A 25,358-nucleotide genomic window follows, 5' to 3' on the forward strand; every position below is an offset into this window, starting at 1 on the left:
ATTGCGCCGATCGGGCGGACGGGTCCCCCCGTACGACGGGACGGAACCGCCCGGGCGGTGCGTCGCCGCGACGGCGTGGGAGATACCCGGGGCACGAGCGTCCCCGCCCCGACGAAGGCCGCCCCCATGCGACTGCGCCACGCCCTCGCCATCGCGATCACCGCCGCCGCCCTCGCGCTCGGCGGGGCACCGGCCCACGCCGAAGGCACGGCCACCGACGGCGCGGCCACCGACGGAACGCTCCGGGACGGCACACTCCGGGACGGCACGGCCCGGGACGGCGGCACGATCGCGGACAGCGCGGCGGTGGCGGAGCGGAGCTTCGAGGCCGCCCTCCCCGAGCGCGAACCCACCTGCGGTGACCCCGCGGCGCGGGCCTTCCCCCTCCGCACCGGCATCCACGGCGGTCCGCCCCTCTACCGCCCCGGCGGCGGCTTCCAGAGCTGGAACGTCGAGCTCACCAACACCACCGCCCAGCCCTGCCGCAACATCCACCCGGTCATCGTCCTCACCGACCGGGACCAGGATCTGGCGCCGCCCCAGGTGCAGTTGGAGTTCCGCGCCGAGGGCGCCGGCCACCGGCCCGTGGCCGTCGAGACGACCGAGGAGAAGGAACTCGTCGGGGTGCTCGACGACGGTTTCCCCGGCTTCACCGTCCCGGCCCGCGCGACCGTCACCGTGCCGGTCCGGCTCGCGTTCACCTCCGACACCCGGCCCGACGACGTCATCGTCAAGGCGGCGGTGGTGCAGCGGCGCGGCGACGACGGCGACTGGGTGGGCGAATCGGCCGGTTACCGCTTCACCGTCGCCCCCGAGGCGCCCTTCACCCCGCCGCCCGGTGTCGCCCAGCTTCCCGAGGAGATCGCCAGGACCGGCCGCGACGCGCTGCTCGTCGCCGGCGCCGCCACCGCCGCTCTCCTGCTGGGCGCCGGAGCGCTGACGGCGGCCGGCAGGCTGCGCGACCGCAGGCGCTGAGCCGCCGCGCCCGCCCGCCGCAGGGGTTTCCACCGGTGATCGGCGGGGCCGGTGCCCGGGCACCCTGACTACGCTGGGGGCCTCGCCGCCACAGCGCTGTCGCGGCATCCATCAGGCATGTCTGTACCTGTACGGCAGGAGTCCCGCCCCATGGCAGAGCGCAAGCCGATCGAATCCTGGCTCACCGACATGGACGGTGTCCTCATCCACGAGGGCGTCCCCATCCCCGGCGCCGACGCCTTCATCAAGAGGTTGCGGGAGACGGGCCGGCCCTTCCTGGTCCTGACCAACAACTCCATCTACACCGCCCGCGACCTGCACGCCCGGCTCGCCCGGATGGGCCTGGACGTGCCGGTGGAGAACATCTGGACCTCCGCCCTGGCCACCGCCCAGTTCCTGGACGACCAGCGCCCCGGCGGTACCGCGTACGTCATCGGCGAGGCGGGGCTGACCACCGCCCTGCACGACATCGGATACGTCCTGACCGACCACGCCCCGGACTACGTGGTCCTCGGCGAGACCCGCACCTACAGCTTCGAGGCCCTGACCAAGGCGATCCGGCTGATCAACGCGGGCGCCAGGTTCATCTGCACCAACCCCGACGAGACCGGCCCGTCCGCCGAGGGCCCGCTGCCCGCCACCGGATCGGTCGCCGCGCTGATCACCAAGGCCACCGGCAAGGACCCGTACTTCGCGGGCAAGCCCAACCCGCTGATGATGCGCACCGGCCTGAACGCCATCGGGGCGCACTCCGAGACCAGCGCCATGATCGGCGACCGGATGGACACCGACGTGCTGGCCGGACTGGAGGCGGGCATGGAGACCTTCCTGGTGCTCACCGGCCTGACCACGCCGGCCGATGTGGACCGCTACCCGTTCCGGCCGTCCACGATCGTGGACTCCATCGCCGATCTGGTGGAGCGCATCTGACCCCATCTGGTCGGCATCACCCCAGGTCAGCGTCGTTTGGTGGAGTGAGGGCCGCGCGTTGCGGATGCGCGGGGCCGCGTCAGGGGTGAATCTTCGAGTACCAGGAGGTTCACGATGCGTTCAGGACTGCTCGCTGTGCGTGCCGCAGGCGCGGCCGCCGTACTGCTGCTCGGCCCGGCCGCCGGCGCCGCCTACGCCGGAGACCCCGACGAGCCCGGGCCCGACAAGGGCAAGCCGCTGGTCAAGGCGATGGTCATGCCGGCCACCGCCGCACCCGGGTCCGATGTGGACATCCGGGTGACCGGCTGCAAGGGCGTCCACGGGACGGCCAAGTCCAAGGCGTTCGTCGCCGAGGCCGAGCTGTCCGGTCACGAGGGCAAGGGCAGGCCGCTGCACGGTGACACCACCGTCAAGTCCGGCCTGCCCTCCGGTACGTACGGGGTCACCGTCCACTGCGACGGCCGCACCCACCACGACGCCGGAAACGTGCACGTCACGCACGTCAAGCCGCAGCCCGTGCCCGAGACCTCGCTCTCGCCCGTCGCCCCGGTCCGGGCCGGCGGCGGAGGCGCCGCCACACTGGCCACCGGGACCGGCGCGGGCGCCGACGAGCAGGGGCCCGGCACCCCGCACACGGTGATCGGCCTGGTGCTGGCCGGGGCGGCCGCGGTGGCCGTGGCGTTCCGCAGCGCCCGCCGCCGCCGTACGGACGCCGCCGCCCGCACGGACACCGGCGCGGACTGACCATGTCGACCGCGCAGCCCCCGGCCGGGAACGGCCGCCTGCTCACCGGCGTGGCGTGGGCCCTGCTCCTGCTGGGCCTGTGGCTCTGGGGCAAGGACGCCACCGGTGGCCCCGGCGGCCTGTCCGCCCCCACCACCGGGGACGTGGCCGCGGTCGGCCGCCCCCTCGGCGTACCGCTGCCGCCGGCCCGCGCGCCGATGGGGTCCGCCCGGCCCGAGCGCCTGGAGGTGCCGTCCATAGGCATCGCCGCCCCGGTCGTGGCCCGAGGCCTGGACAGCACCGGGGCGGTGGACCCGCCGCCGTACGCGACACCGCACACCGTGGGCTGGTTCCGGGGCGGCGCCGAACCGGGCACGGACGGTGCCGCGCTGTTCGTCGGGCATGTCGACACCGCCACCCGGCCGGCCGTCTTCTACGGGCTGAGCTCCGCCCGCCCCGGTGAACGGATAGCGGTGACCCGGACGGACGGCTCGGTCGCCGAGTTCACCATCGAGGACGTCCAGGTCTTCAGCCTGCGGGAGTTCGACCCGGCCAAGGTGTACGGCCAGCGGCAGCCGGGCCGCGCCGAACTGCGCCTGATCACCTGCGGCGGCACCTTCGACCGGGCGTCCGGCGGCTACACGGCCAACGTGGTGGTCTCCGCCTACCTCACGGGCGGCTCGTAGCCGCCCCGCGCCCCGCGCCCCGCGCTCGCCGGCACGGCCCGCGCCCGGCGCCCACGCGCCACCCGCGCCCGGCGCCCGCCCGCCGTGCCACCCGCGCGCGCCCGGCGCCCGCCGTGCCACCCGCGCGCCCGGCCCTGTCCGCCCGCGTCTCGCGCCGCCGGCCCCCGTGCCCGCTCCCGCTCCCGCGCCGGTCCGCCCGGCGTCCCCCGCCGTCCGGCGCCGGAAGTCCCTTGGCCGGGTTGTCCGGCCCGTACCCGGGAACCGGGGCCTGGGCCGCCGGAGTTCACTGGCGGAACGCGGACAGGTCCAGCCAGAGGAGATTGCCAGCATGTCGCGAAGTCGCCGCCCGCAGGGGCGGCCCGGCAGGCCCCCGGGGCCGCCACGCCGGCCCGTCGGCCTTCCGTACGGGTGTGCCAGGATGGACGGGACCGGCCTCGACCGGGCGGGGATGCCCACGGGGCGGCTCCGTGCGCAGGCACCCGAGGGGGAGTGGATGTACAGCAGTCGCACCGGGGGCGCCCGGGTGGTCGGGGCCGCGCTGGGGGCGGTCGCGGTGCTGCTGCTGGCCGCCTGCGGCTCGTCGGACGACTCCGGCGAGGGCGGTTCTCCGGTCGTGGCCCAGCAGCCCAAGGCGACCGACCCGTTCTGGGTGAACCCGGACGGCAAGGCCGCCCGGCAGGTGGCCGAGTACCTGAAGGACGGCCAGCGGGCCAACGCCGATCTGATCAAGCGGATCGCCGCCCAGCCGGCCGGCGAGTGGATCAGCCCGGACACCCCCGAGCAGGACGCGCGGGCGTTCACACAGGCCGCGCGGAAGGCCGACCGCGACGCGCTGCTGGTCCTCTACAACATCCCGCACCGCGACTGCGGCCAGCACTCGGCGGGCGGCGCCGGGGACGGCGACTCCTACCGGGCCTGGGTGGACAAGGTCGCCAAGGGCATCGGCGACCGGCGGGCCACGGTGATCCTGGAGCCGGACGCCGTGATGCACATGGTCGACAGCTGCACTCAGCGGCAGTACCACGAGGAGCGGTACGACCTGCTCAAGGGAGCCGTCGAACGGCTCAAGCGGCTGCCCGGCACCAAGGTGTACCTGGACGCGGGCAACGCCGGCTGGAGCAGGCCGGAGCAGATCGTCGGGCCGCTGAAGCGGGCCGGTGTCGCCGCCGCCGACGGCTTCGCGGTGAACGTCTCCAACTTCCAGACCACCGCGGCGAGCAAGGAGTACGGCAGGAAGGTCTCCGCCGGGATCGGGGGCAAGCCGTTCGTCATCGACACCAGCCGCAACGGCAACGGCCCGTACACCGCCGGCGACCCGGCCGACAACTGGTGCAACCCGCCCGGCCGGGCGCTCGGCGAGACGCCGACGACGAAGACCGGTGACCCGCTGGTCGACGCGTACCTGTGGGTCAAGCGGCCGGGGGAGTCGGACGGCGACTGCAAGGGCGGCCCGAAGGCGGGCGACTGGTTCCCGAAGTACGCGCTCGACCTGGCCCGCAACAGCGCGTAGCGCGCCGGAGGGGCGCCCCCCCGTGGGAGGGGCGCCCCTTGCCGCCGTACCGGGTGTCCTACGGGACCTCGACCCAGACCGCCTCGGACGGCGTGCCCCTGTCGTCGGTGACGAAGAGCATGTACCAGCCGGACGGGACCAGCGCGCGGTTCTTCGGCACGGTGACCTCGATCCCGTCGGCGGTCCGCCGCACGTCCAGCGCGACCGAGCGCTGGTCGACGTCGGTGACATGGGTGACGGCGCTGGGCCGCATCAGCTTCGCCGTCGTGATCCGCGCCGCCTGGGGCGTCGTGAACACCCCGCTCTGCCCGCGCCGGATCGTCCGGGGCCCGGAGGTGACCCGGGGCCGGTCGCCGCGGTAGAGGTAGGGCGGGGTGTAGATCTCGACGCGCTGCTCGAAGACGCCCGGCCGGGTGTTGTCCTTGTCCGCGAAGAGCGAGTCCGAGCCGAAGATCATCACCCGGCCGTCGGGCAGCAGGACCGAGCCCGAGTGGTAGTTGCGGCCCACCTGCGGGTCGGCGACGCGCCGGTACTGGCCGCTCTTGGGATCGTACGTACGGGCCTGGAGGATGTTGGAGCCGCCGCGGCCCCGGTAGTCCTGCGAGCCGCCGGTGACCAGGACGGTGTCGTCCGGCAGCAGCGAGGCGCTCGGGTAGCGGGTGCCCTTCTCCAGCGAGGCGCCGTCCCTGAACCGGGGGCTGGGGTCCTTGAGGTCGACCAGCCGGGACTTCTCGCTGGACTCCTCGGACTCGCCGACCCCGCCACCGCCGATGACCATGAACCTCTGGTCCTGGGCGGGCGGCAGCATGACCGTCGCGGAGGTCTCCATCTTGTCCGGGTCGCTCAGGCCCGGGACCTTCTGGAACTTGTTGGTCCTGAGGTCCCAGACACCCGGGTCACGGCCCACGTCGGCGGGCCCGTACCCGGCGTTGGAGCCGGAGTAGAAGAGCTTGCCGTCGTCCAGCAGGAAGATGGCCGGGTAGGTCGGGAAGCGCCGCTCGATCCCGGTGTACTTCCACTTCCTGGTCCGCGGGTCGTAGATCTCGTCCTTGCCGGGGACGATCTGGCCGATCTCGTCCAGGCCGGACAGGGCCAGGACCTTGCCGTCCTTGAGGGTGGTCAGCGTCGGATACCAGCGGGCCTCGTTCATCGGATCGACGGTGATGTAACGTTCCGCCACCGGATCGAACTCGAAGGCATCCCTGATGCCCTGGAAGTCCTTCTTGTCCAGGGCCAGCTTCTGGGCCATGCCGTACACATTGCGGACGTCGGACCCGGTCAGACCCTCGACCTTGTAGTTGTCCTCGGTGCCGGTCTCGTACTTCTTCCCGGACTCCTGGGCCTCGACGTAGATCCGGCCCAGGCCCGGCTCGGTGCGCAGGAAGCGGCCGGTCCTCTTGTCGAACACCTTCTTCGCCTTCTCCACCAGGACCGGGTCCTTGGAGACGAAGGTCTTGCCGTTGGCCTTGCCGGTGAACCGCGTGCCGGCGGGCAGTGTGACCGGCTTGTCCGGGTCCTCGTTGTGGACGATCATCAGGCCGCCGGCCTTGGTGACGTCGCCCTCCAGCTTCTCGTACCGCTTGGTGCCGCCCGCCACCAGCAGCTTGCCGTCGGGCAGCTGGGTGTGGCCGGCGCAGAACATGTCCTTGGGGGTGGGAATCTTCTTGAACTCGCCGGTCCGCGGATCCCACAGGACCGACTCGAACTTCTTGGCGTCGAAGTTCTTCTGGTTGTTGCCCGAACCAGCGATCAGCAGCACCTTGCCGGTGTGCAGCAGGGCCGCGTGGATGGAGTTGATCCGGTGGTCGGAGGGCACGTCCAGGAAGTCCCAGTGGCCGTTGGCGGCCTTGTACTCCGGCTTGTTGATCGTGTAGTCGTGGTACTTCTCCGAGCCGTACCGGTACAGGGCCGGCCCGTTGAACCCGGCGACCACCGCGACCACCGCCGTGCCTATCAGTATCCGACGGGCCCGGTTCCTGCGGTGGTTCGGCCGGACGGGCAGGCTGCTCATTTCTGGTGTCCCCCAAGGACGGTGTGCAGGGTGTCGTTCTGTGCGTGCCGGGCGCCGGACGCGGGCCGGCCGCGGCCGTGGCGGCCCTTGCGCTTCCTGTTCTCCTCGCGCACCGAGTACCGCCAGGCGAAGATCGGCGCCGCGGTGATCAGCAGGGCCAGCGAGGCCCAGGTGATCATCGCCGGGTGGTCGTGCCCGAGGAAGAACGAGGAGACCAGCGAACCGCCGAAGACCAGGATGAAGAAGAGGTGGATGCGGAAGGTGCCGAAGAGGGTGTCCGGGCTGGAGGAGTCGCCCTTGGGGGTCACCACGAAGGAGCTCTTGCGGCGCAGCACGGCGTCCATCAGGGAGCGCGCGTAGATCGGCGCGGAGAGCGCGGACATCACCATGCCGGCCAGGCCGCCGGAGCCCTCCGGCTCGTGCGGCGAGACGTTGTGGCGGCGGTTCCAGATGTACAGGCCGATCTGGAGCGCGGAGGCGTTGCCGTAGAGCATCATCCAGATCGCCGGGTCGATCTGGACACCCGAGGCGCCCATGCCCAGGAACAGCGCGCAGCTCAGGGCCGCCAGGATCCAGTTGAGGGCGGACATCGGATAGAAGATGATCATCATCGTGTAGTTGAAGAGCTTGCCTGCGGGCAGGCTGCCGAAGCCCTTCCAGTACTGCTTGAGGATCGTCTCGTAGGTGCCGCGCGACCAGCGCAGCTGCTGGGTGAAGAAGTCGGTCCAGGCGGTCGGGCCCTCACCGACGGCCAGCACGTCCGGGGTGTAGACGGAGCGCCACTTGTTGCCGGTGGCCGGGTTGCGGTGGCGGTGCATCTCGAACCCGGTCGCCATGTCCTCGGTGATCGAGTCGTACAGGCCGCCGATCTGCTTGAGGGCGGATATGCGTACGGCGTTGGAGGTGCCCACGAACATGGGGGCGCCGTAGCGGTTGCCCGCGCGCTGGATCAGGGCGTGGAAGAGGAACTGCTGGGACTCGGCGGCCTTGGTGACGAAGGTGTCGTAGTTGCCGTACACCTGCGGTCCGATGACGAAGCCGACGTCGGGGTCGCGGAAGTAGCCGAGCATCCGCTCCAGGTAGTTCGGCAGCGGGACGTGGTCGGTGTCGACGGAGGCGAAGAAGTCGTAGCCGCCGCCGTGCGCCTCCAGCCAGGCGTTGTAGTTGCCGTGCTTGGTCTTGGCGCGGTGGGCGCCGGCCGGCTGGTTCCACTTGGCGACGCCCTTGCGGGAGAAGTGGTGCACGCCCAGGCGCTCGCACACCTTCTTCACCTCGGGGTCGTCGCCCTCGTCCAGGAGCCAGACGTGCATCAGCCCGCGGTGCCGGATGCGCACCGCGGCCTCCAGCGTCTTCGTCACCATCTCCAGGGGCTCCTTGCCCGGGACGAAGGAGGTGAGGAAGGCGACCCGGGTGCCGGACTCCGGGACGACGGGTACGGGATCGCGGGCGACCAGCGTGGCGTGCGCGTTCGACAGCACGTTCATGGTGCGGAACAGCTCGATCAGGCCGATCGAGACCAGCATGACGATGTCGAGGACCAGGAGGGTGTCGTTGTCGAGGTTGGGGTCGCGGTCGGTCCAGTGCTGAGGCTGCATCAGCCAGGCGAACAGGCCGAGCGAGACCAGCGGCGCGGCACCCAGCAGCAGGGCGGCCCGGACGCGGTGCGGTTCCTGGGAGAGCAGCGACCGGTACCGCACCCGGTAGGGCTTGCCGGGGTCGGGCTGGGTCAGGGGCCCGGCGAGCCGGCTGTAGTGCTCGTAGTCGTAGCGCGGCAGCGCCTTGGCGGGGCGCTGCCGGGAACCTCCGGCCCGGAGCTGCGGAGGTATCCGGAGCTGCGCGGTCCGGGATGGGTCGTTGTCCTGCCCGGCGCCTGTCGGCGTCGACGTCATGAGTCATCCCCCCGCACGCATTGCTGGGTGCGTGTTCGGTCGTTTCCATTGGTCCGGACCGCGCGGTCCGGCTCGGCCGGCGCGTCCCGACGCGTCGGTGGCGGGCCACCGCGCTCCGCGCTCCGAGAGATGCGGAATGGCGGCCTTCTGGTTGCATGATGCCTGTCGCGGCGTCCTCGGCGTGAACGGCCCCCCGTGCCCCGGGCCGCCGCGCGGCCCCGCGGGCGCCGCGAAACCCGCACCCCGGGGGCGTCCTTGGCCTCGGGACATGGGTTCGGACAGGTTTCACGACCCAAGATCTGGATCGCAAGGATGATACCGACTGTTTACCGGGCTTTTGTGCGGCTTTGGTGGTTCGCCGGACGGCGCCCGGGAGGGACTGGTAATGGCCGAGGCCCCCTCACTGTGGAGTGAGGGGGCCTCGGCTTCGCGTGCGCCGCCAGGGACTCGAACCCCGGACCCGCTGATTAAGAGTCAGCTGCTCTAACCAACTGAGCTAGCGGCGCCTGCTGACCTGCGTAACTCTACCCGAGACCGGGGAGTGGTCGCGACGCCCCGGCCTGTCGGGTGACCGTTTTTTCCCTTTCTTCCGTCAAAATGCATTTTGTCGGGACAGTTGCGAGACTGGCGCCCGTGCAGCAGCGCCGAAAGATCTTGATGAGTGTGGAGGGGAACCGCATGACCGTCCCGGTCTTCGAGGAGTACGAACCCGCCGCCGACTGCCCCTGCGCGGGGTGCGCCCGCCGGCGGCGCGAACTGGCCCTGCGTCCGGCCGTGCGGGCGGGCGGCCACCCGGCCGCGCACGGCGCCCGCCGCGCGCTGGTCCTGGTCACCGCGGCCGGGGTGGTCCTCGGCGGCGGGGGCGCGGGTGCCACCGGCGCCCCCACCCGGCCCGCCGGCCCCCTCCACCCCGCCGCGCCCACGGGTCCGGCCGGCCTGTCCGGCGATCCGGACGACCCGGGCGCCGCGCACCCGCAGGGCAGCCAGGGGCCCCTGTACGGGCGCCCGACCCCCGGACCGACGGACGGCCGGCTCTCCGCGCAGTCGCTGCGCGGATCCACCCGGGCGGAGATCATCAACCGGGCCAAGCGCTGGGTCGCCGCCAAGGTCCCGTACTCCATGGGCGGGTACTGGACGGACGGCTACCGGCAGGACTGCTCGGGCTTCGTCTCGATGGCCTGGAACCTGCCCGGCAACGAGTGGACCGGCACCCTGGCCCAGTACGGCACCAGGCTGAGCCGCGCCGACCTCCAGCCCGGCGACATCCTGCTCTTCCACAACCCGGGCGACCCCAACGCCGGCTCGCACGTCACGATCTTCGGCGGCTGGACCGACTACACGCACACCTACTACCTCGCCTACGAACAGGCCCGCCCGTACGCCCGCAAGCAGGCCACGCCCATGGCGTACTGGAGCAACTCCGGCGGCTACGTCGCCTACCGCTACAAGGGGCTGACCTCCGGTTCCGCCGGCTCCGGCGGCGCGGGCCGGCCGGCGGCGACCTTCCCGGGCCCGGCGGCCTTCGGCCCCGGCGCGAACAACCGGTACGTCACCCGGCTCGGGCGGATGCTCGTGGCGCGCGGCGGCGGGCAGTTCTACCGGTCACGGCCGGGGCCGCGGTGGACCGACGCGGACCGCAGGGCCACCCGGGCGTTCCAGCGGGCGCAGGGCTGGGCCGGGCGCGAGGCGGACGGGCTGCCCGGGCCGCACACCTGGCGGCTGCTGGTGAAGGGGCAGGGCCGGGACATCCCGGGCGCCGGCCAGGGCCTCGGCGCGACCACGCCGCCCTTCCCGGGGCGCGGGTACTTCCGGCCGGGCCAGTCCAACGAACACGTCGCCCTGCTCGGCCGCCGGCTGGTCGAGCGGGGCTTCGGCCGGCACTACCGGTCGGGGCCCGGGCCGCGCTGGACCGAGGCGGACCGGCGCAATGTCGAGGCGTTCCAGCGCGCCCAGGGGTGGCGGGGCCGCGAGGCCGACGGCCGTCCCGGACCGGAGACCTGGCGCCGGCTGTTCCGATGACCGAGGACAAGGAGCATGTGATGACGACGGCGACGCCGGAGGGCGGGGCCGCGGGACGACGCGTCCCGGTGATCGGCAACGACACGACCGGGCCCATCCCGGTGCACCTGCTGTTCCGCGACGACGGCGACGGGGGCGCCACGGGCGGGACCGGCGGCACCCCCGGCGGCGGCAACGGGGCGGGCGGCAACGGGGCGGGTGGTATCGGCCGCATCGGGGTGGTGGGCGCGCCGGTTCCCGCGGTGCGGCAGTGGCCCTCCGCGCGCCCGGCCGCCCCCGTGCCGGCGCAGTCGCCCGCCCCGGCCCGGCCGGTGCCGCCGGCCGACCCCGCTCTGGCCGAGCGGCCCGGCGCCGCGCTGCCCGGCTGGGCCGGGGTGGCGGCCGGCACGGCGGCGCTGGCCGGCTGCGCGGCACTGCTGTGGTGGGCGGGCGCGGTGCCCCGGGAGGTCACCCGCATGCTGCGGCTGCCCTCCTTCCCGTACCAGGGCATCCCGATCGGACTGTGGGCGCTGCTCGCACTGGGGGTGCTGGCGGTGCTGTTCGCGTTCGGCGGGCTGGTGCGCGGCCGGGTCGGGCACGCCTGGGTGCTGACCCTCTGCGGCGACTACCGGGGCACGGTGCGGCGCACCGGTCTGGTCTGGGTGAGCCCGCTGCTGCTGCGCCGGCGGGTCGACGTACGGCTGCGGCACTGGCGCAGCGAGCCGCTGCCCGCGGTCGACGCGCAGGGCACCGCGCTGCGGGTGGTGGTGCTGGTGGTGTGGCGGGTCATGGACACCGTGCGGGCGGCGCTGGGGGTGGCGGACCACGAGCGGTACCTGCGCGAGCAGGTGGAGGCGGTGATGGCCCGGGTGCTGTCGCGGCTGCCCGCCGACCCGCCGCCCGTCCCCGGCGGCGGGAGCCCCGTCCGCGAGGACGCGCCGATGACCCTGCGGGACGCGGAGGCGGTGGGGGAGGAGCTGACCCGGATGCTGTCCGCCGAGTGCGCGCCCATCGGCATCGAGGTCTTCTCGGCGCAGCCGACGCGGATCGAGTACGCGCCGGAGATCGCGGCGGCGATGCGGCGGCGGCGGATCGCCGCGATCGACGCCCAGCACCGGGACACGGTGCTGGGCTCGGTGGTGGACGCGGTGGACGACATGGTCCACCGGCTGACCTCGCGTGGTCTGGTCGAACTGGACGACTACGACCGCAAGGCCCTGGTGAAGGACCTGACGGTCGCCTTCTACACGGGTCGCGGTGGTCTGCCGGAAGGCCCGTGATTGGTATGGACATGTTCAAGCCTCATCCATACATTGGGACTTGGTCTAGACCGGAACAGGCGCTACCGCGCCGCCGCATCCCCCTGCGCGCGTGCGGCACGGCTCATCGCACTCCCCCACGTTCTCCTGGAGCGACAGCATGCGAAAGAAGATATCCACCGCCCTGGTGGCCCTCGGCGTCGCCGGGGTCTCCCTCATCGCCACCGGCAGCGCCAGCAGCCACGGGTACACGGATCTGCCGATCAGCCGTCAGAAGCTGTGCGCCAACGGCACGGTGACCGGCTGCGGCAACATCCAGTGGGAGCCGCAGTCGGTCGAGGGGCCCAAGGGCTTCCCGGCCGGCGGACCGGCCGACGGCAGGATCTGCGCCGGCGGCAACGGCCCGTTCGCCCAGCTCGACGACCCCCGGGGCGGGAACTGGCCGGCCACCAGGGTGACCGGCGGCCAGAGCCAGACCTTCCGCTGGCAGTTCACCGCCCGCCACCGCACCACCGACTTCAGGTACTACATCACCAGGAACGGCTGGGACCCCACCAAGCCGCTGACCCGGGCGGCGCTGGACCCCCAGCCCTTCCTGACCGTCCCGTACAACAGCCAGCAGCCGCCCTCGACGCTCTCCCACCAGGGCACCATCCCGGCCGGCAAGACCGGCAAGCACCTCATCCTGGCCGTCTGGAACGTCGCCGACACGGCCAACGCCTTCTACGCCTGCTCCGACGTCCAGTACTGAGCGGGCGGCGCGAGCCGGTGCGAGATGTCCGGTGGCGGGGCGCCGGGCCCCGGCGCCCCGCCACCGGACCTCGAAAAAAGCCCCTCGCTTCCGCGAGGGGCTTTCCGTCTGTGCGCCGCCAGGGACTCGAACCCCGGACCCGCTGATTAAGAGTCAGCTGCTCTAACCAACTGAGCTAGCGGCGCCTGCTGACAGAGTTAATACTACCTGGTCCCAGGGGGTGCTCCCGACCACCCCTGTCCCGCCCTGTCCCACGCCCCGCCGTACGGGCCCCGGACCCGCCCGGAGGGGGTCCGCGCCGGTCACAGGGCCAGCGAGAGCACCACCGGGGCCGCCCTGCGGTTCAGCGCGTCCGCGGCGGAGCGCAGCCGGTGGGCGTGCTCGATCGGGAGCGAGAGCGCCAGGCAGCCGACCGCCGCCCCGGCCGTCAGCGGCACCGCCGCGCAGACCGTGCCCACCGCGTACTCCTGGAGGTCCAGCACGGGGACGGTCGGCGGCTGGCTGTCCAGCTTGGAGAAGAGGACCCTCTCGCTGGTGATCGTCCGGGAGGTGAGCCGGGCGATCCGGTGGCGGGAGAGGTGGTCGCGGCGGCCGTTGACGTCGAGCTGGGTGAGCAGGCACTTGCCCACCGCGCTGGCGTGGGCGGCGGAACGGAAGTCGACCCACTCGTTGACCTTGGGGGCGTGCGGGCCGTCGGCGATCTGGGTGATCTTGACCTCGCCGTCGATGTACCGGCTGATGTAGACCGCGGCGCCCACCGAGTCGCGCAGCTCGGTGAGGTTCTCCTGGAGCTTGGCCTCCAGGGCCTCGCGGCGGGTGGCTCCCGAGCCCAGCAGGACCAGGGAGTCGCCGACCACGTAGGCGCCGTCGGCGATCTGCTCGACGTACCCCTCCCTGCGCAGCATGAGCAGCATCGGGGTGAGGTGGGCCGTCGGCAGCCCCGTCTCCCGGGCGATCTGTACGTCGGTGACCCCGCCACCGTGCCTGGAGATCGTTTCGAGGACACGCAGGGCGTACTGCACCGAGTGGAACGGCGCGGTCGGCTCGGGCTTCAGCGCCACGGTCTCCCCCTAGCAGGTTGTTACCGCAAGCTTCCGTACCACGATAGCCGCCAAGGGCCGGTTCGGGGGGCCCGGTTGACAAGCGGGATGCGCGGCCGGGCGGGACACGCCGCGACGCAGCGGGTTGGCATATGCCGGCCGATTACTTCGGCGGGTTCCCGCGCCCCGGCGCCCGCTCCCGCGCCGTCCGGACGGGTTCCTCCGGCGGGCGGGCGGCTACTCGCGCCGGTGCGGGGGTAGGGGTACGAGTCGGCCGACATGATCAGGAGGGGCGTGACATGACCAGCGTCGGACTGCTCTGCCCGGAGCTCTCCCCGGAGGACGACTACCTCCGCATCGAGCTGCTGCTCAACACCGACATCCGCGTACCGGTCGTACGCACCGGGGGCGGCCGGGAGTGGGGTCCGCCGGACGGCCTGCCGGGCCTGGGCGAACGGCTGCGGCTGGCGGGCGCCGAGTCGGTGGTGTGGGCCTCCACCCGTGGCTCGTTCGGCCAGGGGTGGGAGGCCGCGCACGAACAGGTCCGCACCCTCGCGGTGACGACCGGGCTCCCCGCCTCCAGTACGTCGCTCGCCTTCGTCCGCGCCCTGGACGCGGTGGGGGCCGGGCGGATCGCCGTGGCCGCCGCCTACCCGCCGGACCTGGCGGACCCGTTCGTCCGGTTCCTCCGGGCGGCCGGCGTCGAGGTGGTCGCGGCCCGGGCCGACGGGGATGCCGGGAGCGGGTTGGTGGAGCTGGTGAGGGCGGCCGACCACCCGGCCGCGCAGGCCGTCGTCGTCCCGGACACCGCCCTGCACACGGTGGCCCACCTGCCCGAGCTGGAGGCGGCGGTCGGCAAGCCGGTGCTCACCGCCACCCAGGTGACGGTGTGGGAGGGGCTGCGCCTTGCCGAGCGCAGGGGGGCCTGGTCGACGGAGCTGGGCACCCTGTTCGCCCGCAAGGACCAGCCGGAGCCGCCGGCGAGCGGGTGACGGCCGCGCGGAATAACCGGAGACACCCTCCTGTTGATGGTGGAGTACCCGTACCACCCGCAGGAGGGACCCCACCGGTGAGCGACGCGATTCGAGGCACGGCGAACGGGACCGCACCCGTACCCCTGTCCGTACTGGACCTGGTCACGGTCGGCAGCGGGCGCACCGCCACCCAGGCCCTGGGCACCAGCGTGGCCCTGGCCCGGCTCGCCGAGCGGCGCGGCTACCACCGCCACTGGGTCGCCGAGCACCACTCCATGCCCGGCGTGGCCTCCTCCTCGCCGGCGGTGATCCTCGCCCACCTCGCCGCCCACACCGAGCGCATCCGCCTGGGCTCCGGCGGTGTCATGCTGCCCAACCACGCGCCGCTGGTCATCGCCGAGCAGTTCGGCACACTGGAGGCCCTGGCCCCCGGCCGGGTCGACCTCGGTCTCGGCCGCGCGCCCGGCACGGACGGGGCCACGGCCGCCGCCCTGCGCCGCACGGACCGGCCGCACGAGGGCGCCGACGAGTTCCCCCAGCAGCTCGCCGAGCTGACCCGGTTCCTCGACGACGACTTCCCCGACGGCCACCCCTACGCCCGCATCCACGCCGTACCGGGCCCCGTGCAGGGGCCCACCGGCCGGCCGCCGGTGTGGCTGCTGGGCTCCTCGGGCTTCAGCGCCCGGCTGGCCGGGACCCTGGGGCTGCCCTTCGCCTTCGCCCACCACTTCTCGGCGCACAACACCCTCCCGGCGCTGGAGCTGTACCGGGACTCCTTCCGGCCGTCGGCCGCGCTGGCCGAGCCGTACGCGGTGATCGGCGTCTCGGCGCTCGCCGCCGACGACGAGAAGGAGGCCCGCCGCCAGGTGCTGACCGGGGCCCTGTCGATGCTCCGGCTGCGCACCGGCCGGCCCGGCCTGATCCCCACACCGGAGGAGGCGGAGGCGTATCCCTTCACCCCCGCCGAGCGCGAGTTCGTCGAGAGCTGGCTGGCCAACATCGTGTACGGCACCCCGGAGGCGGTCCGCGCGGGCCTGGACGGCCTGCGCGGGCGCACCGGCGCGGACGAGCTGATGATCACCGCGAACGCCCACGGCGGCGAGGCCCGGCTGCGCAGCTACGAACTGATCGCGGACGCCTACGACCTGCCCGGAGCCGGGTGACGGCCGGGCGTCACACCGCCCGCGGACCGGTTCCGATCAGTTCCGTGATCCGGTCCGGGGCGACGGCCCGCGAGTACAGCCAGCCCTGCCCGGTGTCGCAGCCGATCCGCCGCAGCCGCGCCGCCTGCCCCGAGGTCTCCACGCACTCCGCCGTCACGGTCAGCCCCAGCCGGTGCGCGAGCTGCACCAGGGCCTCGACGATCACCTCGTCGGCCGGGTTGGGGTGCTCCTCGTCCTGGAACCCGCGCACGAAGGAACCGTCCAGCTTCAGTACGGACACGGGCAGCCGGCTCAGGTAGGCCAGGTTCGAGTAACCCGTCCCGAAGTCGTCGATGGCGATCCGCACGCCCATGTCACTGAGCGACTGGAGGGCCTGGAGCGGACGCCCCGCCGAGCCCATCACCGCGGACTCGGTCAGCTCCAACTGGAGCAGGTGCGGCGCCAGCCCGGTCTCGGCCAGGATCGCCGCCACGTCCGTGACCAGGTCGGAGTCCCACACCTGGCGTACGGCGACATTGACGCTGACGAACAGCGGCGGCCCGCCCGGGTGGTCCCGCTGCCACCGCACCGCCTGCCGGCAGGCGGTGCGCAGCACCCACCGGCCGAGCTGGACGATCGAACCGTCCTCCTCGGCGATCCCGATGAACCGATTCGGCGCCAGGGTGCCGAACTGCGGGTGGTGCCAGCGCACCAGCGCCTCCACCCCGCGCACCGCCCCGTCCGCCATCCCCACCAGCGGCTGGTACTCCAGCGCGAACTCACCGCGTTCCACCGCCGGGCGCAGCGTCGAGGACAGCGACTGCCGGGTCATCCGGTGGGCGTTGCGCTCGGGGTCGAACAGCGTCCAGCGGGCCTTGCCGTCGGCCTTGGCCCAGTACAGCGTGGTGTCGGCGGCCTGCATCAGGCCGGTCACCGTGGTGGAGGCCGCGGCCCGTTCCACCACGCCGATCGAGGCCGACACCGAGAGCCGCTGCCCGGCCAGGTCGAACGGCTGCTGCACCGCGGCCAGCACGGACCGGGCCAGGTCCGCGAGCTGCTCGGTCCCGGCGGAGTCCTCCACCAGGATCGCGAACTCGTCACCGCCCAGCCGGGCGACCAGGTGGCCGCCGCCCCGGCCGTGGCCGTCCCCGTCGGCGCACTCGGTGAGCCGGGCGGCGACGGCGGCCAGCAGCCGGTCGCCGACCCGGTGGCCGAGGGTGTCGTTGACCGCCTTGAACCCGTCGAGGTCCAGGTAGCACAGGCCGATCCGCCCGGAGGCGCCGTCCGCGAAGGAGTCGAGCGCGGAGTTCTCCAGCGCCGAGGCCAGGCGCTCGAAGAACAGGGTGCGGTTGGGCAGCCGGGTCACCGGGTCGTGCATCTGGAGGTGGCGCAGCCGCGCCTGGAGCTCCCGCCGGTCGCTGATGTCGGCGATGGACAGCAGCACACTGCGGCTGTGCGGTACGGGGGCGACGGTCACCTCGGCCCACAGCGCGCGCCCGTCCGGGTGCTTGAGCCGGCGGGTGCAGCGGAAGCGCGACCGGCGCCCGCGCAGCACCTCGCGGTACGCGTGCCAGGTGCGGCGGTCGGAGGCGAGGTCGACGAGGTCGGCGGCGGTCTGCCGGCGCAGCGAGGCGCTGTCGGTGCCCAGCAGGTCACCGAGGGCGTCGTTGGCGGTGACGACCAGGCCGTCGGGGTCGACGACGGCCATGGCGAGGTGGGCCGCGTTGAAGGCGGCGCGGTAGTCCCGCAGCTCGGACTCCCCGGCCCGGCGCCCGGCCCGGGAGCCCCGGCCGCTGTCGGCGTACCGGCCGCTGTCGGGGTGACCGCCGCTGTCCGGGTGCCGTGCGCCCCGGGGCGGCCGGGCGGTCTCGGCGGGACGGTTGCTCTCGCAGGTGGGGCACGGGGCCGGATCGGCACCCAAGGCGTGACTCTCGGTAATCGACTGCCGGGAACTGGCCGGCGACGAGACTGCCGCAGTTCCCGGTCCTTCGAAGGTTCCGCTCACCGCTCGCTCCCGCAGGGCAGTCGTGACGTACAGGGTCGGTCGGGATGTGCCAGCCATGAAAGTGTGCCGATCATAGAGGCAGCCGCAGCGGCCTTCCAGCGCCGCCGCCCGGTGTGGGTCGCACGGGTCGGGTGAGGTCGTGCCCGCCCGATGTGCGGCCGATCGTTTCTGCACGGGTGTGCCACAGGGGCGTTCTGCCCTGACCGCTTGTGACTGTCCGTGAGATCGATCCGGATGCGCGGAGCGTCGGCCGCTCACCCAGGTGGGGCAGCGGAACAGGGCGTATCACCGCAAATCGTCACAGGGTGGTGGCACGTGCCGAATTCCCGTATCCGGAGGTCGACGTGGCGGGTCAGCAGACACCCGACGGGGTGGATCGTCCGCGCCTGCGCTCCACAGCCGCAGGTCTGTTCGCCCTGCTGTCGCTCGCCGCCACGGGGCTGGTCGCCGGCCCCGCCGCGGCGGCACCCGAAGGGGGCCCCTGCGCGCTGCCGCGCACCGGCGCCCACCACTCGCTCGGCCTGGACACCTGGAACTCCGCCTACCCCCGGCCGGTCCGCGACCTGAACGCGGTCATGGTCTTCCTGTCCTTCCCGGACTCGGTGCCCCGGAGCACCCCCGCACAGATCACCGCCGACCACTTCCCGGCCACCAGCCGTTTCTTCTCCTGGGCCTCCTACGGCAAGTTCACCCTGCGCCCCCATCCCCGGCCGGAGTGGATCAGGATGCCGCGCGCCTCCACCGCGTACGCCATACGGCGCGACTGGCATCCCGCCGGCCGCGCCGCCTATCTGCGAGACGCGCTCGCCGCCGCCGACCCGCTGGTCGACTTCTCCAAGTACGACATCGTCTATCTGGTCGCCGACCCGGACGCACCCGGCGTGGACTCCGATGCCACCAAAGTGGTCAACTTCGACACTCCGCTGCGCGCCGACGGTACGGACATCAAGCGGATCGTCACCGTTTTCGAGCGGCGCCCGCCGGACCGCAACGTCCTCGCCCATGAGACCGGGCACGTCTTCGACCTGCCGGACCTCTACAACCGGCCGGAGGACGGCAAGGGCGACTGGGACACGCACGTGGGCGACTGGGACGTCATGGGCAGCCAGTTCGCGATGGCGCCGGAGCTGTTCGGCTGGCACAAGTGGAAGCTCGGGTGGCTGGACGGGCGCTCGGTGCACTGCGTACCGGGCGGCGGCACCGACCTGTTCACGCTGGACCCGCTCGCCGCGCCGCCGCAGCCCGGCGCGTCGATCGGCACCCGGCTGGCGGTGGTCAGGACCGGGCCGACCAGCGCCTTGGCCATCGAGGCGCGCGGGGCGACCGGGAACGACGTGAACACCTGCTCCGAGGGCGTGCTGATCTACCGGGTCCGCAACCAGGCCGCGTCGGGCGGCGGCCCGGTCGAGGTGGTCGACACCCACCCGGACACGGAGGCGTGCTGGGACCAGTCGGTGTACCCGCCGCTGGCGGACGCGCCGCTGCGGGTGGGCGAGCGGTTCACGGTGCGCGGCGGACCGGGTGAACGGGTTCGGGTGGAGGTGGCGGACCGGACCCCCACCGGGGCGTGGACGGTGAAGGTCACCACCGGCAGGTGAGGCGCCGCCCCGCGAGCGGTCCCGCCGTACGGAGCCGCCCCGTGGAGCCCGGCCGCACGGCACACGGGCCGTGGAGCCGCGCGGGCACACGAAAAGGCCCCTCGCTCTCGCGAGGGGCCTTTCCCGTCTGTGCGCCGCCAGGGACTCGAACCCCGGACCCGCTGATTAAGAGTCAGCTGCTCTAACCAACTGAGCTAGCGGCGCCGGCTGACGTCGTAGACCTTAGCACCCTGTCCGGCGCGAGGAGAAATCGATACCCGCACGTCACCGGCCGGGGAGGACCTGGCCGCCCGGACGCAGGCCCAGAGCAGCACATCGGGCCCCGGCAGCCAGGGGTGCCGGCTGTCCGGGGCGACCACCCAGCGCGGCCCTCCACCGGCACGGGTGCCGGGGGAGCCGGGCCCCGGGGTGCCGGGGGCGCGGCCGGCCGGGTCCGGGACCAGCGGGGGGACGGTGACGGCGTCGCCGGTGCCGTGGCAGAGCAGCGGCGGTACGGCGTCCCCCCACTCCTCCCAGCGCAGCAGCGACGGCAGCCGCTGGGCGGTGCCCGGCGCGGTGAACAGCAGCATCCGTCCGCGCTGGACGGCGACGGGCCCGGAGCCGGGCCCCTCGCCCCACAGCCGGTCGAGCATCCGCCGCCCGAAGACCGCGTCGACACTCACCACGTCGAAGGCGGATCCGCAGGGCAGCACCGCGGGCGCGGCCGGCCGGTCCTCCCACAGGGCGAGCAGCGACCCCGGGTACGCCGCGGCGGACGCGAGCCACCGCGCGCCGGCCGGGGTGACCAGTGCGGTGTGGTGATGGCCCTCGTCGTGGCGGTCCTCGCCACCGCGCGGGCTCCGGAACAGGTCGGCGGACTGGTCTCGCAGCCATGTGCTCATGACACTGACGTCTACCGGCTGTGACGGTTCCGTTCCGGCGGGTTGCCGGAAATCGGGACAGGGGCGGGCCGGCAGGAGTATCTTTCGCGCCCGGCATATGCCAGAGCTACGGGCCGCGCGGCCCGCCTGCCGTCGGGTTGGCCGCTCGGCCGGGTGGCCGCCGGCGGCCGGAACGGCGGGCGGGCCGGGAAGCGGCGGGCGGGCCGGGGGAGCCGGGCGGGGGCGGGCCCGCCTCTAGCGGCCCGGAACCACCGGGTCCTCGTCGGCGCTGCCACCGCGCAGCAGGTCCCGCCCGAACTCGACCATGCGGCGGGCGTAGTCCTCCGTCCACTCCGCGCGCTCGGCGATGTCCGCGGTGCTCAGCCGGTCGAAGCGGCGCGGATCGGCGAGCTGGGCCGCCGCGACGGCCTGGAACTCCATGGCCCGGTCGGTCGCCGCCCGGAACGCCAGGGCCAGCTCGGTGGACCTGGCGAGCAGCGCGCGGGGGTCGTCGATCGACTCCAGGTCGAAGAAGTGCTCGGGGTCGGCGGCCGCCTCGGCAGGCTCGAAGAGCAGGGGAGCGGGCTTGAGCCGCCGCTGCTCGCCGCGCTGGGGATCCGCCATGTGCTGTCTCCTTCTGAGTGCCGCGTCGCCGTTCCTCGCCCGCCGCCACCGCGTGGGCCCCGGCCGGTCCGGCCGGCCGGGGCCCACGCGGACGGCCACCGTCCATTGTCCCGCCTCCCGCAAGAGGGCCCGGACCCGGTGCGGGCCGGGCCGGCGGGCACTACGGCCGCCAGGTCACACGGTGTTCGGACAGGTGGGACAGCACCGCGTGGTTCGCCTCCCACCCGTCCGGGAACTTCACCGTCACGCCCAGCTGGACCGGCTCCGTGGCGGGGTGCTCGTCCAGCAGGTCGGTGACGCCCGCGCGGCACACCACGACGCACGCGTGGCGGTGGCGCGAGGCCAGCACGCACAGGCGGCCGGTCTCCAGGTGGAACGCGGTCGCGTCCGGGCGGCCCGAGAGCGGGTGCAGCACCACCGTCACGTCGTACTCCCGGCCCTGGAGGCGGTTGGCCGTGTCCACGGTCACCCCGGGGACGCCCAACTCGGCGAGGGCGGCGCGGACGGCCGCCGCCTGGTCGCGGTGGGCGGTGCCGACGGCGATCCGGTCCGGGGTCAGCGGCACCGGGTCCGGTGACCGCTCGGACACCGCCGCGCCGCCCCGGTCGAGGAGGCGCCGGACGACCAGCGCCACCGCCCGTACCGCCTCGGGGTCGGTGCGCGGGGTGCGCCGGGCGGGCAGCTCCAGCAGGCCCCAGCCCGACGCCGCCGCCTCGTCCAGCACCCGGTCGGGCCCGGACCCGTCCGACGGCACGCCGAAGGACAGCCGCCGGTCACCGGGCCCGGTGCCGCTGCGGAACGGCGTGTAGGGGTAGAACGCGTCGGACACCAGCGGCGCCGCCGACGCCGGGAGCCGCCAGGAGACCGGCAGCCGGTGCTGCGGCAGGTCCGGGTTGTGCGCCAGCAGGGTGGAGACGGCGCTCGCGGACGGGTCGTACGACAGCCCCGCCCACTGCTCGGCACCCACCACGGAGAACGGGTCGAGCTGGCCGGGGTCGCCGACGAACAGCGCCCGCTCGAAGAGCCCGGCGACGGCCAGCAGCGCGTCCGAGCGCATCTGGTACGCCTCGTCGACGATCGCGTGCCGCCAGGGCTCGACGCCCTTGACGTGCGCCCACTTCGCCGCCGTGGAGATCACCACGTCGAGCCCGGCGAGGTCGCCGGCCTTCGCCGACTTGCGTACGTTGTCCAGGCCGTCGAGCGCCTTGTCGTACGGGTCGGTGTCATTGCTGTGCAGCCGCCCCACCGGCAGCTCCGGCTCCTTCTCGGCCAGCCGCAGCACCAGGTCGTCCACCTGCGCGTTGGTCTGGGCGACGACCATCAGGGGACGGCCGGCCGCCGCCAGCTCCAGCGCGGCGCGCACCACCAGCGTCGACTTGCCCGCGCCGGGCGGCGAGTCCACGACCACACCCCGGGCCTCGCCGCGCAGCGTGTCGGCGAGGATCGCGTCGGTGGCCCGGGCCGCCTCGGCCCCGGGGTCGAACGACACGGACGTCACAGCAGGTCCTCCGGGGTCAGGGGGTCGGGGCTCTCGGCGTCGGTACGGGGCGGCCCGCCGTGCGTCCAGGGGGTCTCCTCCGGGTCCGGCAGCTTGGGGCCGGTCCGCTGGTCGTGCTCGAACAGCGTCCAGACGATCCGGTCGCCCTTCTCCGGGACCGATCCCTCCGCCGGGTCCCTGGAGCGGCCCATCCGGTCCAGCAGCCGCAGTACGAGCGACCCGTCCTCCTCCAGCCGGACGAACTCGGCGCTCTGCGGCTTGCCCTCCAGGGAGCGGTACACCCTCACCCGGTCGCCCAGGTGCGGCAGGTCGTCCGTCCGTACGGTCAGCAGCGGCCGGGGGGCGGGGCGCTTCGACTCCGTCCAGGCCATCGTCACATCCAGTACCTCGGCCCGGAACGCCTCGCCGGCCAGCCGCCGGCCCGCCAGCACCAGCGGGTCGTCCAGGGCCTCCTGCGCCTCCAACTGGGCCTGGGCGCTCTCCCGCGCGGCCAGTTTGTTCGCCGCCGTCACCGCGTCGTCGCGGCGCGGCTGCGGCGGCTCCCCCGCCCGCACCCGGTCGCGGTGGCCGGTGAACGACCAGCGGTCCCGGGTCCAGCGGTCCGCCACCCGCGCGCCGGGCGGCAGCTCCCGCACCAGCGCGAGCGCCCGCCAGACCGCGTCCCAGGTGGGCCTGGTCCGGCTCAGCACCAGCCGCCGGATCTCCCGCTCGGCCCGGTGCAGCTCACCGAGGCGCGCGTCGGCCGCCTCGCCGTCCTCGGCCGCCGCCAGCGCCTGCCGTGCCCGGTCGTACCGCTCGATGGCGGGGGCCAGCAGCCGGTTGTCGAACGCCGGGTCGGTCGCGGGGCCGGCCGGCGGGCACAGCAGTTGCCCCTGCCCGTCCCGGGCCAGTTCCGCGTGCAGCGCGGCCCGCGCGCCGGACTCTCCCTCGGGGGGGTCGATCCAGGCGAGCAGCGTCCCCAGGTGCTGGTCCTCCAGCGACGACTGGCCGGTAGCCCAGTGCCGGTTCAACAGGTCGGTGGCCGCCAGCAGCAGCGAGGAGCCCGGCACCCGGGCCCGCTCGCCGTAGTGCGTCAGCCACCGCCCGAGCAGCGGCACCCGGGGCGGCGCCGGGAACGGCGTGTCCGGGTCCTGCTCGGCCGTGCGCCGGAACCGCATCGACCGGCCCAGCAGCCGGACGTACTCGACACCCGCCCGGCTGGGCACGACGAGCTGCGGCGCGTCCGCGCACAGCTCCACCTCGACCTTGACCCGCTTGCCGGTCTCCGGGTCGGTCTCGTTCCGTTCGGCCGCCTCCACCCGGTCCGTGTACTCCTCCAGGTACGGCAGGACCACCTCGGCCAACTGGGCCAGGAACGCGAACCTCAGGTCCCGGTCACGCGGCTGCGGCACCACCAGCAGCCGGGGCTCGGCCGGGTCGGTGCCCACCAGCGCGCCCAGCGGCGCGCCCGCCTCACCGGCGGTCGTCAGCGGTACGAACACGAGCGGACGCTCCGACAGGTGCCGGTGCCGCACGGTGGCCAGCGGCTGGGCCCGGCCCGCTTCCACGGCCTCCAGCCGAGCCAGCGTGGAGATCAGCGACATGACGCCCCCCGCAGGGACTCGGCCCGCAGCGCCGCCGCCCGCCGCAGCGCGGCCACCACCGGGTCACCGGGGCCGCCCTCAGGGTCCCCGGCCTCGCCGGAGCCGGGGGTGTCCCCGTCGCCGCGCGCCGCCGCGAGTACCGCGCCGACCGTGGTCAGCCCGCCCAGCTCACCGCGCACCGAACGGCCCAGCGCCTCCACCGCGCCCTCCCGCCGGGCCCGCTCCCGGCAGTGGAAGGCCAGTTCGCAGGCGGACAGGCACTCCGGCGCGTAGGCGTGCGGCACCGCCTCGACCGCCTCCGCCAGTTGCTCGGGCGAGCGCCCCTCCAGGTCGAAGGTGATGTCCGGGGGGAGTGCCGCCGCGATGTCCTCCACCCGGGTCAGCCGGGCGAGCTGGCGGCGCGTCACCGAGAGCTGCTTGCGCACGTCGACGGGGGACGCGGCCGGCTGGTTGGAGAAGTCCCTGGGGCAGACCAGCAGCACCGAGTGGGCGACCCGCGCGCCGCCGGTCAGGGCCGCGACCCGCTCCAGCGCCAGTACGTACACCGCCGCCTGGCGGGCCGCCGCGCCCACCTTCGCGGCGTCGGCCGCGCCGTCGATCATCGGGAACGACTTGATCTCCACGACCGTCCACCGGCCGTCGGGCCCCACCACGACCGCGTCCGGCTCCAGGTACGCGGGCGAGCCGGCCACCTCCAGCGCCAGCATCGGATGGTCCAGCAAGGTCCAGGCCCCGGCGGCCGTGGCCTCGCGCAGCGCCAGCGCCGTACGGGCCGTGCGGCCCTCGGGCCCGGCCGCCGACAGGTCGGGGACCCGTACCTCCCCGGGCTCGGCCACGCCCAGCAGCCGCAGCAGTTCCACCCCGTCGTCGGCCTTGACCCTGGCCTCGAAGGCGTTGCCCCGCATGAAGGCGAACTGGGACTGCCCGAAGCCCGAAGGGGAGCCCAGGGCCGAGGCCAGCGCCGTCTTGTCGACGCCCGCGCCGTCCAGCAGCGCCCGGCGGCGGCAGCCCGGGTTGGCGGCCAGCGCCGCCAGGGCGCGGGCGTCCAGCGGGCGGGGCGCGGCGGCCGGACCGCGCAGCTCGGCGAGCCGCTGCCGGAGTGCCGCCGGCACGGCCCGTGCCGTCCGCTGACCCGGCGCCGTCCGCTCCGTCCGCGCCGTCGGCACTGTCTGTGTCCGCGGCTCCCGGCCCGCCGTCGCAGGCTGCCGCTGTGGTCCGCTGCCCAGGGATTCGCTCACCCGCGGAAGTCTCGCATCCGGCACTGACAACCGGGGACCCCGTGCGGGTCCGCACCCTGACGGA

General features: G+C 74.0%; 20 protein-coding genes and 3 tRNA genes. 11 read left to right on the forward strand and 12 right to left on the reverse strand.

Annotated elements, in window-relative coordinates:
- The first annotated feature begins 126 nt into the window (after window positions 1-126).
- From AB0H53_RS02605 to AB0H53_RS02625, 5 genes are all read left to right on the forward strand, one after another.
- Window positions 127-975: a hypothetical protein gene (locus AB0H53_RS02605; protein ID WP_362106009.1), complete on the forward strand. Its 849-nt coding sequence runs from the start codon at window positions 127-129 to the stop codon at window positions 973-975.
- 150 nt (window positions 976-1,125) lie between these two features.
- Window positions 1,126-1,905 (forward strand): HAD-IIA family hydrolase, encoded by a 780-nt coding sequence (locus AB0H53_RS02610; RefSeq protein ID WP_362106011.1) that lies wholly within the window; start codon window positions 1,126-1,128, stop codon window positions 1,903-1,905.
- A gap of 114 nt (window positions 1,906-2,019) precedes the next feature.
- Entirely contained in the window at window positions 2,020-2,649 is a 630-nt protein-coding gene (locus AB0H53_RS02615) for a hypothetical protein (protein WP_362106014.1), read from the forward strand.
- A 2-nt stretch (window positions 2,650-2,651) separates the two neighbouring features.
- Window positions 2,652-3,314 (forward strand): class F sortase, encoded by a 663-nt coding sequence (locus AB0H53_RS02620; protein WP_362106017.1) that lies wholly within the window; start codon window positions 2,652-2,654, stop codon window positions 3,312-3,314.
- 493 nt (window positions 3,315-3,807) lie between these two features.
- Complete coding sequence (locus AB0H53_RS02625) at window positions 3,808-4,824, forward strand: glycoside hydrolase family 6 protein (RefSeq protein ID WP_362106020.1); 1,017 nt, start codon at window positions 3,808-3,810, stop codon at window positions 4,822-4,824.
- 58 nt (window positions 4,825-4,882) lie between these two features.
- Here AB0H53_RS02625 and AB0H53_RS02630 read toward each other — a convergent pair whose 3' ends face one another.
- The 3 genes from AB0H53_RS02630 to AB0H53_RS02640 form a co-directional block, all read right to left on the reverse strand.
- Entirely contained in the window at window positions 4,883-6,835 is a 1,953-nt protein-coding gene (locus tag AB0H53_RS02630) for a galactose oxidase-like domain-containing protein (protein WP_362106023.1), read from the reverse strand.
- Window positions 6,832-8,724, reverse strand: a complete 1,893-nt coding sequence (locus AB0H53_RS02635) for a cellulose synthase catalytic subunit (RefSeq protein WP_362106026.1) — start codon at window positions 8,722-8,724, stop codon at window positions 6,832-6,834. Before AB0H53_RS02635 ends, AB0H53_RS02630 begins: the two co-directional genes overlap by 4 nt.
- Window positions 8,725-9,156: 432 nt before the next feature.
- A tRNA-Lys gene (locus tag AB0H53_RS02640) sits at window positions 9,157-9,230 on the reverse strand.
- A gap of 172 nt (window positions 9,231-9,402) precedes the next feature.
- Between AB0H53_RS02640 and AB0H53_RS02645 the strand changes: the two genes are divergently transcribed.
- The 3 genes from AB0H53_RS02645 to AB0H53_RS02655 all read left to right on the forward strand — a co-directional run bounded on the left by AB0H53_RS02645 (window position 9,403) and on the right by AB0H53_RS02655 (window position 12,732).
- Complete coding sequence (locus AB0H53_RS02645) at window positions 9,403-10,743, forward strand: peptidoglycan-binding protein (protein WP_362106416.1); 1,341 nt, start codon at window positions 9,403-9,405, stop codon at window positions 10,741-10,743.
- Window positions 10,744-10,763: 20 nt separating this feature from the next.
- Complete coding sequence (locus tag AB0H53_RS02650) at window positions 10,764-12,002, forward strand: SPFH domain-containing protein (RefSeq protein ID WP_362106029.1); 1,239 nt, start codon at window positions 10,764-10,766, stop codon at window positions 12,000-12,002.
- Window positions 12,003-12,141: 139 nt separating this feature from the next.
- Window positions 12,142-12,732, forward strand: a complete 591-nt coding sequence (locus tag AB0H53_RS02655; RefSeq protein WP_362106032.1) for a lytic polysaccharide monooxygenase — start codon at window positions 12,142-12,144, stop codon at window positions 12,730-12,732.
- A 111-nt stretch (window positions 12,733-12,843) separates the two neighbouring features.
- Here the strand turns inward: AB0H53_RS02655 and AB0H53_RS02660 are convergent.
- Both AB0H53_RS02660 and AB0H53_RS02665 read right to left on the reverse strand, forming a co-directional pair.
- Window positions 12,844-12,917 (reverse strand) — tRNA-Lys (locus tag AB0H53_RS02660).
- Window positions 12,918-13,034: 117 nt separating this feature from the next.
- Window positions 13,035-13,793: an IclR family transcriptional regulator C-terminal domain-containing protein gene (locus tag AB0H53_RS02665; protein ID WP_362106035.1), complete on the reverse strand. Its 759-nt coding sequence runs from the start codon at window positions 13,791-13,793 to the stop codon at window positions 13,035-13,037.
- A gap of 278 nt (window positions 13,794-14,071) precedes the next feature.
- Here AB0H53_RS02665 and AB0H53_RS02670 point away from each other — a divergent pair, with 278 nt between their 5' ends.
- Together AB0H53_RS02670 and AB0H53_RS02675 are read left to right on the forward strand one after the other, a co-directional pair.
- The gene (locus AB0H53_RS02670; RefSeq protein ID WP_362106038.1) at window positions 14,072-14,764 is read left to right on the forward strand and encodes a decarboxylase; all 693 of its coding nucleotides are present in this window, start codon (window positions 14,072-14,074) and stop codon (window positions 14,762-14,764) included.
- A gap of 77 nt (window positions 14,765-14,841) precedes the next feature.
- The gene (locus AB0H53_RS02675) at window positions 14,842-15,909 is read left to right on the forward strand and encodes an LLM class flavin-dependent oxidoreductase (protein WP_362106041.1); all 1,068 of its coding nucleotides are present in this window, start codon (window positions 14,842-14,844) and stop codon (window positions 15,907-15,909) included.
- A gap of 10 nt (window positions 15,910-15,919) precedes the next feature.
- On the opposite strand, the gene AB0H53_RS02680 is transcribed toward AB0H53_RS02675, so the two are convergent.
- On the reverse strand, window positions 15,920-17,596 hold the full coding sequence (locus AB0H53_RS02680) for an EAL domain-containing protein (RefSeq protein ID WP_362106419.1): 1,677 nt from the start codon (window positions 17,594-17,596) through the stop codon (window positions 15,920-15,922).
- Window positions 17,597-18,237: 641 nt separating this feature from the next.
- On the opposite strand from AB0H53_RS02680, the gene AB0H53_RS02685 reads away from it, so the two are divergent.
- The gene (locus AB0H53_RS02685) at window positions 18,238-19,491 is read left to right on the forward strand and encodes a M6 family metalloprotease domain-containing protein (RefSeq protein WP_362106422.1); all 1,254 of its coding nucleotides are present in this window, start codon (window positions 18,238-18,240) and stop codon (window positions 19,489-19,491) included.
- A gap of 130 nt (window positions 19,492-19,621) precedes the next feature.
- Here AB0H53_RS02685 and AB0H53_RS02690 read toward each other — a convergent pair.
- The 6 genes from AB0H53_RS02690 to AB0H53_RS02715 all read right to left on the reverse strand — a co-directional run bounded on the left by AB0H53_RS02690 (window position 19,622) and on the right by AB0H53_RS02715 (window position 25,168).
- A tRNA-Lys gene (locus AB0H53_RS02690) sits at window positions 19,622-19,695 on the reverse strand.
- On the reverse strand, window positions 19,686-20,372 hold the full coding sequence (locus AB0H53_RS02695) for a bifunctional DNA primase/polymerase (protein WP_362106044.1): 687 nt from the start codon (window positions 20,370-20,372) through the stop codon (window positions 19,686-19,688). The genes AB0H53_RS02690 and AB0H53_RS02695 overlap by 10 nt, the downstream gene beginning before the upstream one ends.
- 234 nt (window positions 20,373-20,606) lie before the next feature.
- Window positions 20,607-20,975: a hypothetical protein gene (locus AB0H53_RS02700; RefSeq protein WP_362106047.1), complete on the reverse strand. Its 369-nt coding sequence runs from the start codon at window positions 20,973-20,975 to the stop codon at window positions 20,607-20,609.
- A gap of 160 nt (window positions 20,976-21,135) precedes the next feature.
- Window positions 21,136-22,473: an AAA family ATPase gene (locus tag AB0H53_RS02705; protein ID WP_362106050.1), complete on the reverse strand. Its 1,338-nt coding sequence runs from the start codon at window positions 22,471-22,473 to the stop codon at window positions 21,136-21,138.
- Window positions 22,470-24,056 carry a hypothetical protein gene (locus AB0H53_RS02710; protein ID WP_362106053.1) on the reverse strand — a complete coding sequence of 529 codons (1,587 nt, stop codon included), beginning with the start codon at window positions 24,054-24,056 and terminating at the stop codon, window positions 22,470-22,472. The genes AB0H53_RS02705 and AB0H53_RS02710 overlap by 4 nt, the downstream gene beginning before the upstream one ends.
- Window positions 24,047-25,168, reverse strand: a complete 1,122-nt coding sequence (locus tag AB0H53_RS02715) for a hypothetical protein (protein ID WP_362106055.1) — start codon at window positions 25,166-25,168, stop codon at window positions 24,047-24,049. The genes AB0H53_RS02710 and AB0H53_RS02715 overlap by 10 nt, the downstream gene beginning before the upstream one ends.
- Between the last annotated feature and the right edge of the window lie 190 nt (window positions 25,169-25,358).

Source organism: Streptomyces sp. NPDC050856, assembly GCF_040653855.1.
In the GTDB taxonomy this organism is placed as follows: Bacteria; Actinomycetota; Actinomycetes; order Streptomycetales; family Streptomycetaceae; genus Streptomyces.

Excerpts from the sequence above, each read along its gene's own strand:
- AB0H53_RS02615 (WP_362106014.1), top strand. The coding sequence starts at position 2,020 with ATGCGTTCAGGACTGCTCGCTGTGCGTGCCGCAGGCGCGGCCGCCGTA.
- AB0H53_RS02620 (WP_362106017.1), top strand. The coding sequence starts at position 2,652 with ATGTCGACCGCGCAGCCCCCGGCCGGGAACGGCCGCCTGCTCACCGGC.
- AB0H53_RS02670 (WP_362106038.1), top strand. The coding sequence starts at position 14,072 with ATGACCAGCGTCGGACTGCTCTGCCCGGAGCTCTCCCCGGAGGACGAC.
- AB0H53_RS02605 (WP_362106009.1), top strand. The coding sequence starts at position 127 with ATGCGACTGCGCCACGCCCTCGCCATCGCGATCACCGCCGCCGCCCTC.
- AB0H53_RS02700 (WP_362106047.1), bottom strand. The coding sequence starts at position 20,975 with ATGGCGGATCCCCAGCGCGGCGAGCAGCGGCGGCTCAAGCCCGCTCCC.
- AB0H53_RS02645 (WP_362106416.1), top strand. The coding sequence starts at position 9,403 with ATGACCGTCCCGGTCTTCGAGGAGTACGAACCCGCCGCCGACTGCCCC.
- AB0H53_RS02710 (WP_362106053.1), bottom strand. The coding sequence starts at position 24,056 with ATGTCGCTGATCTCCACGCTGGCTCGGCTGGAGGCCGTGGAAGCGGGC.
- AB0H53_RS02635 (WP_362106026.1), bottom strand. The coding sequence starts at position 8,724 with ATGACGTCGACGCCGACAGGCGCCGGGCAGGACAACGACCCATCCCGG.
- AB0H53_RS02655 (WP_362106032.1), top strand. The coding sequence starts at position 12,142 with ATGCGAAAGAAGATATCCACCGCCCTGGTGGCCCTCGGCGTCGCCGGG.
- AB0H53_RS02680 (WP_362106419.1), bottom strand. The coding sequence starts at position 17,596 with ATGGCCGTCGTCGACCCCGACGGCCTGGTCGTCACCGCCAACGACGCC.
- AB0H53_RS02695 (WP_362106044.1), bottom strand. The coding sequence starts at position 20,372 with ATGAGCACATGGCTGCGAGACCAGTCCGCCGACCTGTTCCGGAGCCCG.
- AB0H53_RS02610 (WP_362106011.1), top strand. The coding sequence starts at position 1,126 with ATGGCAGAGCGCAAGCCGATCGAATCCTGGCTCACCGACATGGACGGT.
- AB0H53_RS02650 (WP_362106029.1), top strand. The coding sequence starts at position 10,764 with ATGACGACGGCGACGCCGGAGGGCGGGGCCGCGGGACGACGCGTCCCG.
- AB0H53_RS02630 (WP_362106023.1), bottom strand. The coding sequence starts at position 6,835 with ATGAGCAGCCTGCCCGTCCGGCCGAACCACCGCAGGAACCGGGCCCGT.
- AB0H53_RS02625 (WP_362106020.1), top strand. The coding sequence starts at position 3,808 with ATGTACAGCAGTCGCACCGGGGGCGCCCGGGTGGTCGGGGCCGCGCTG.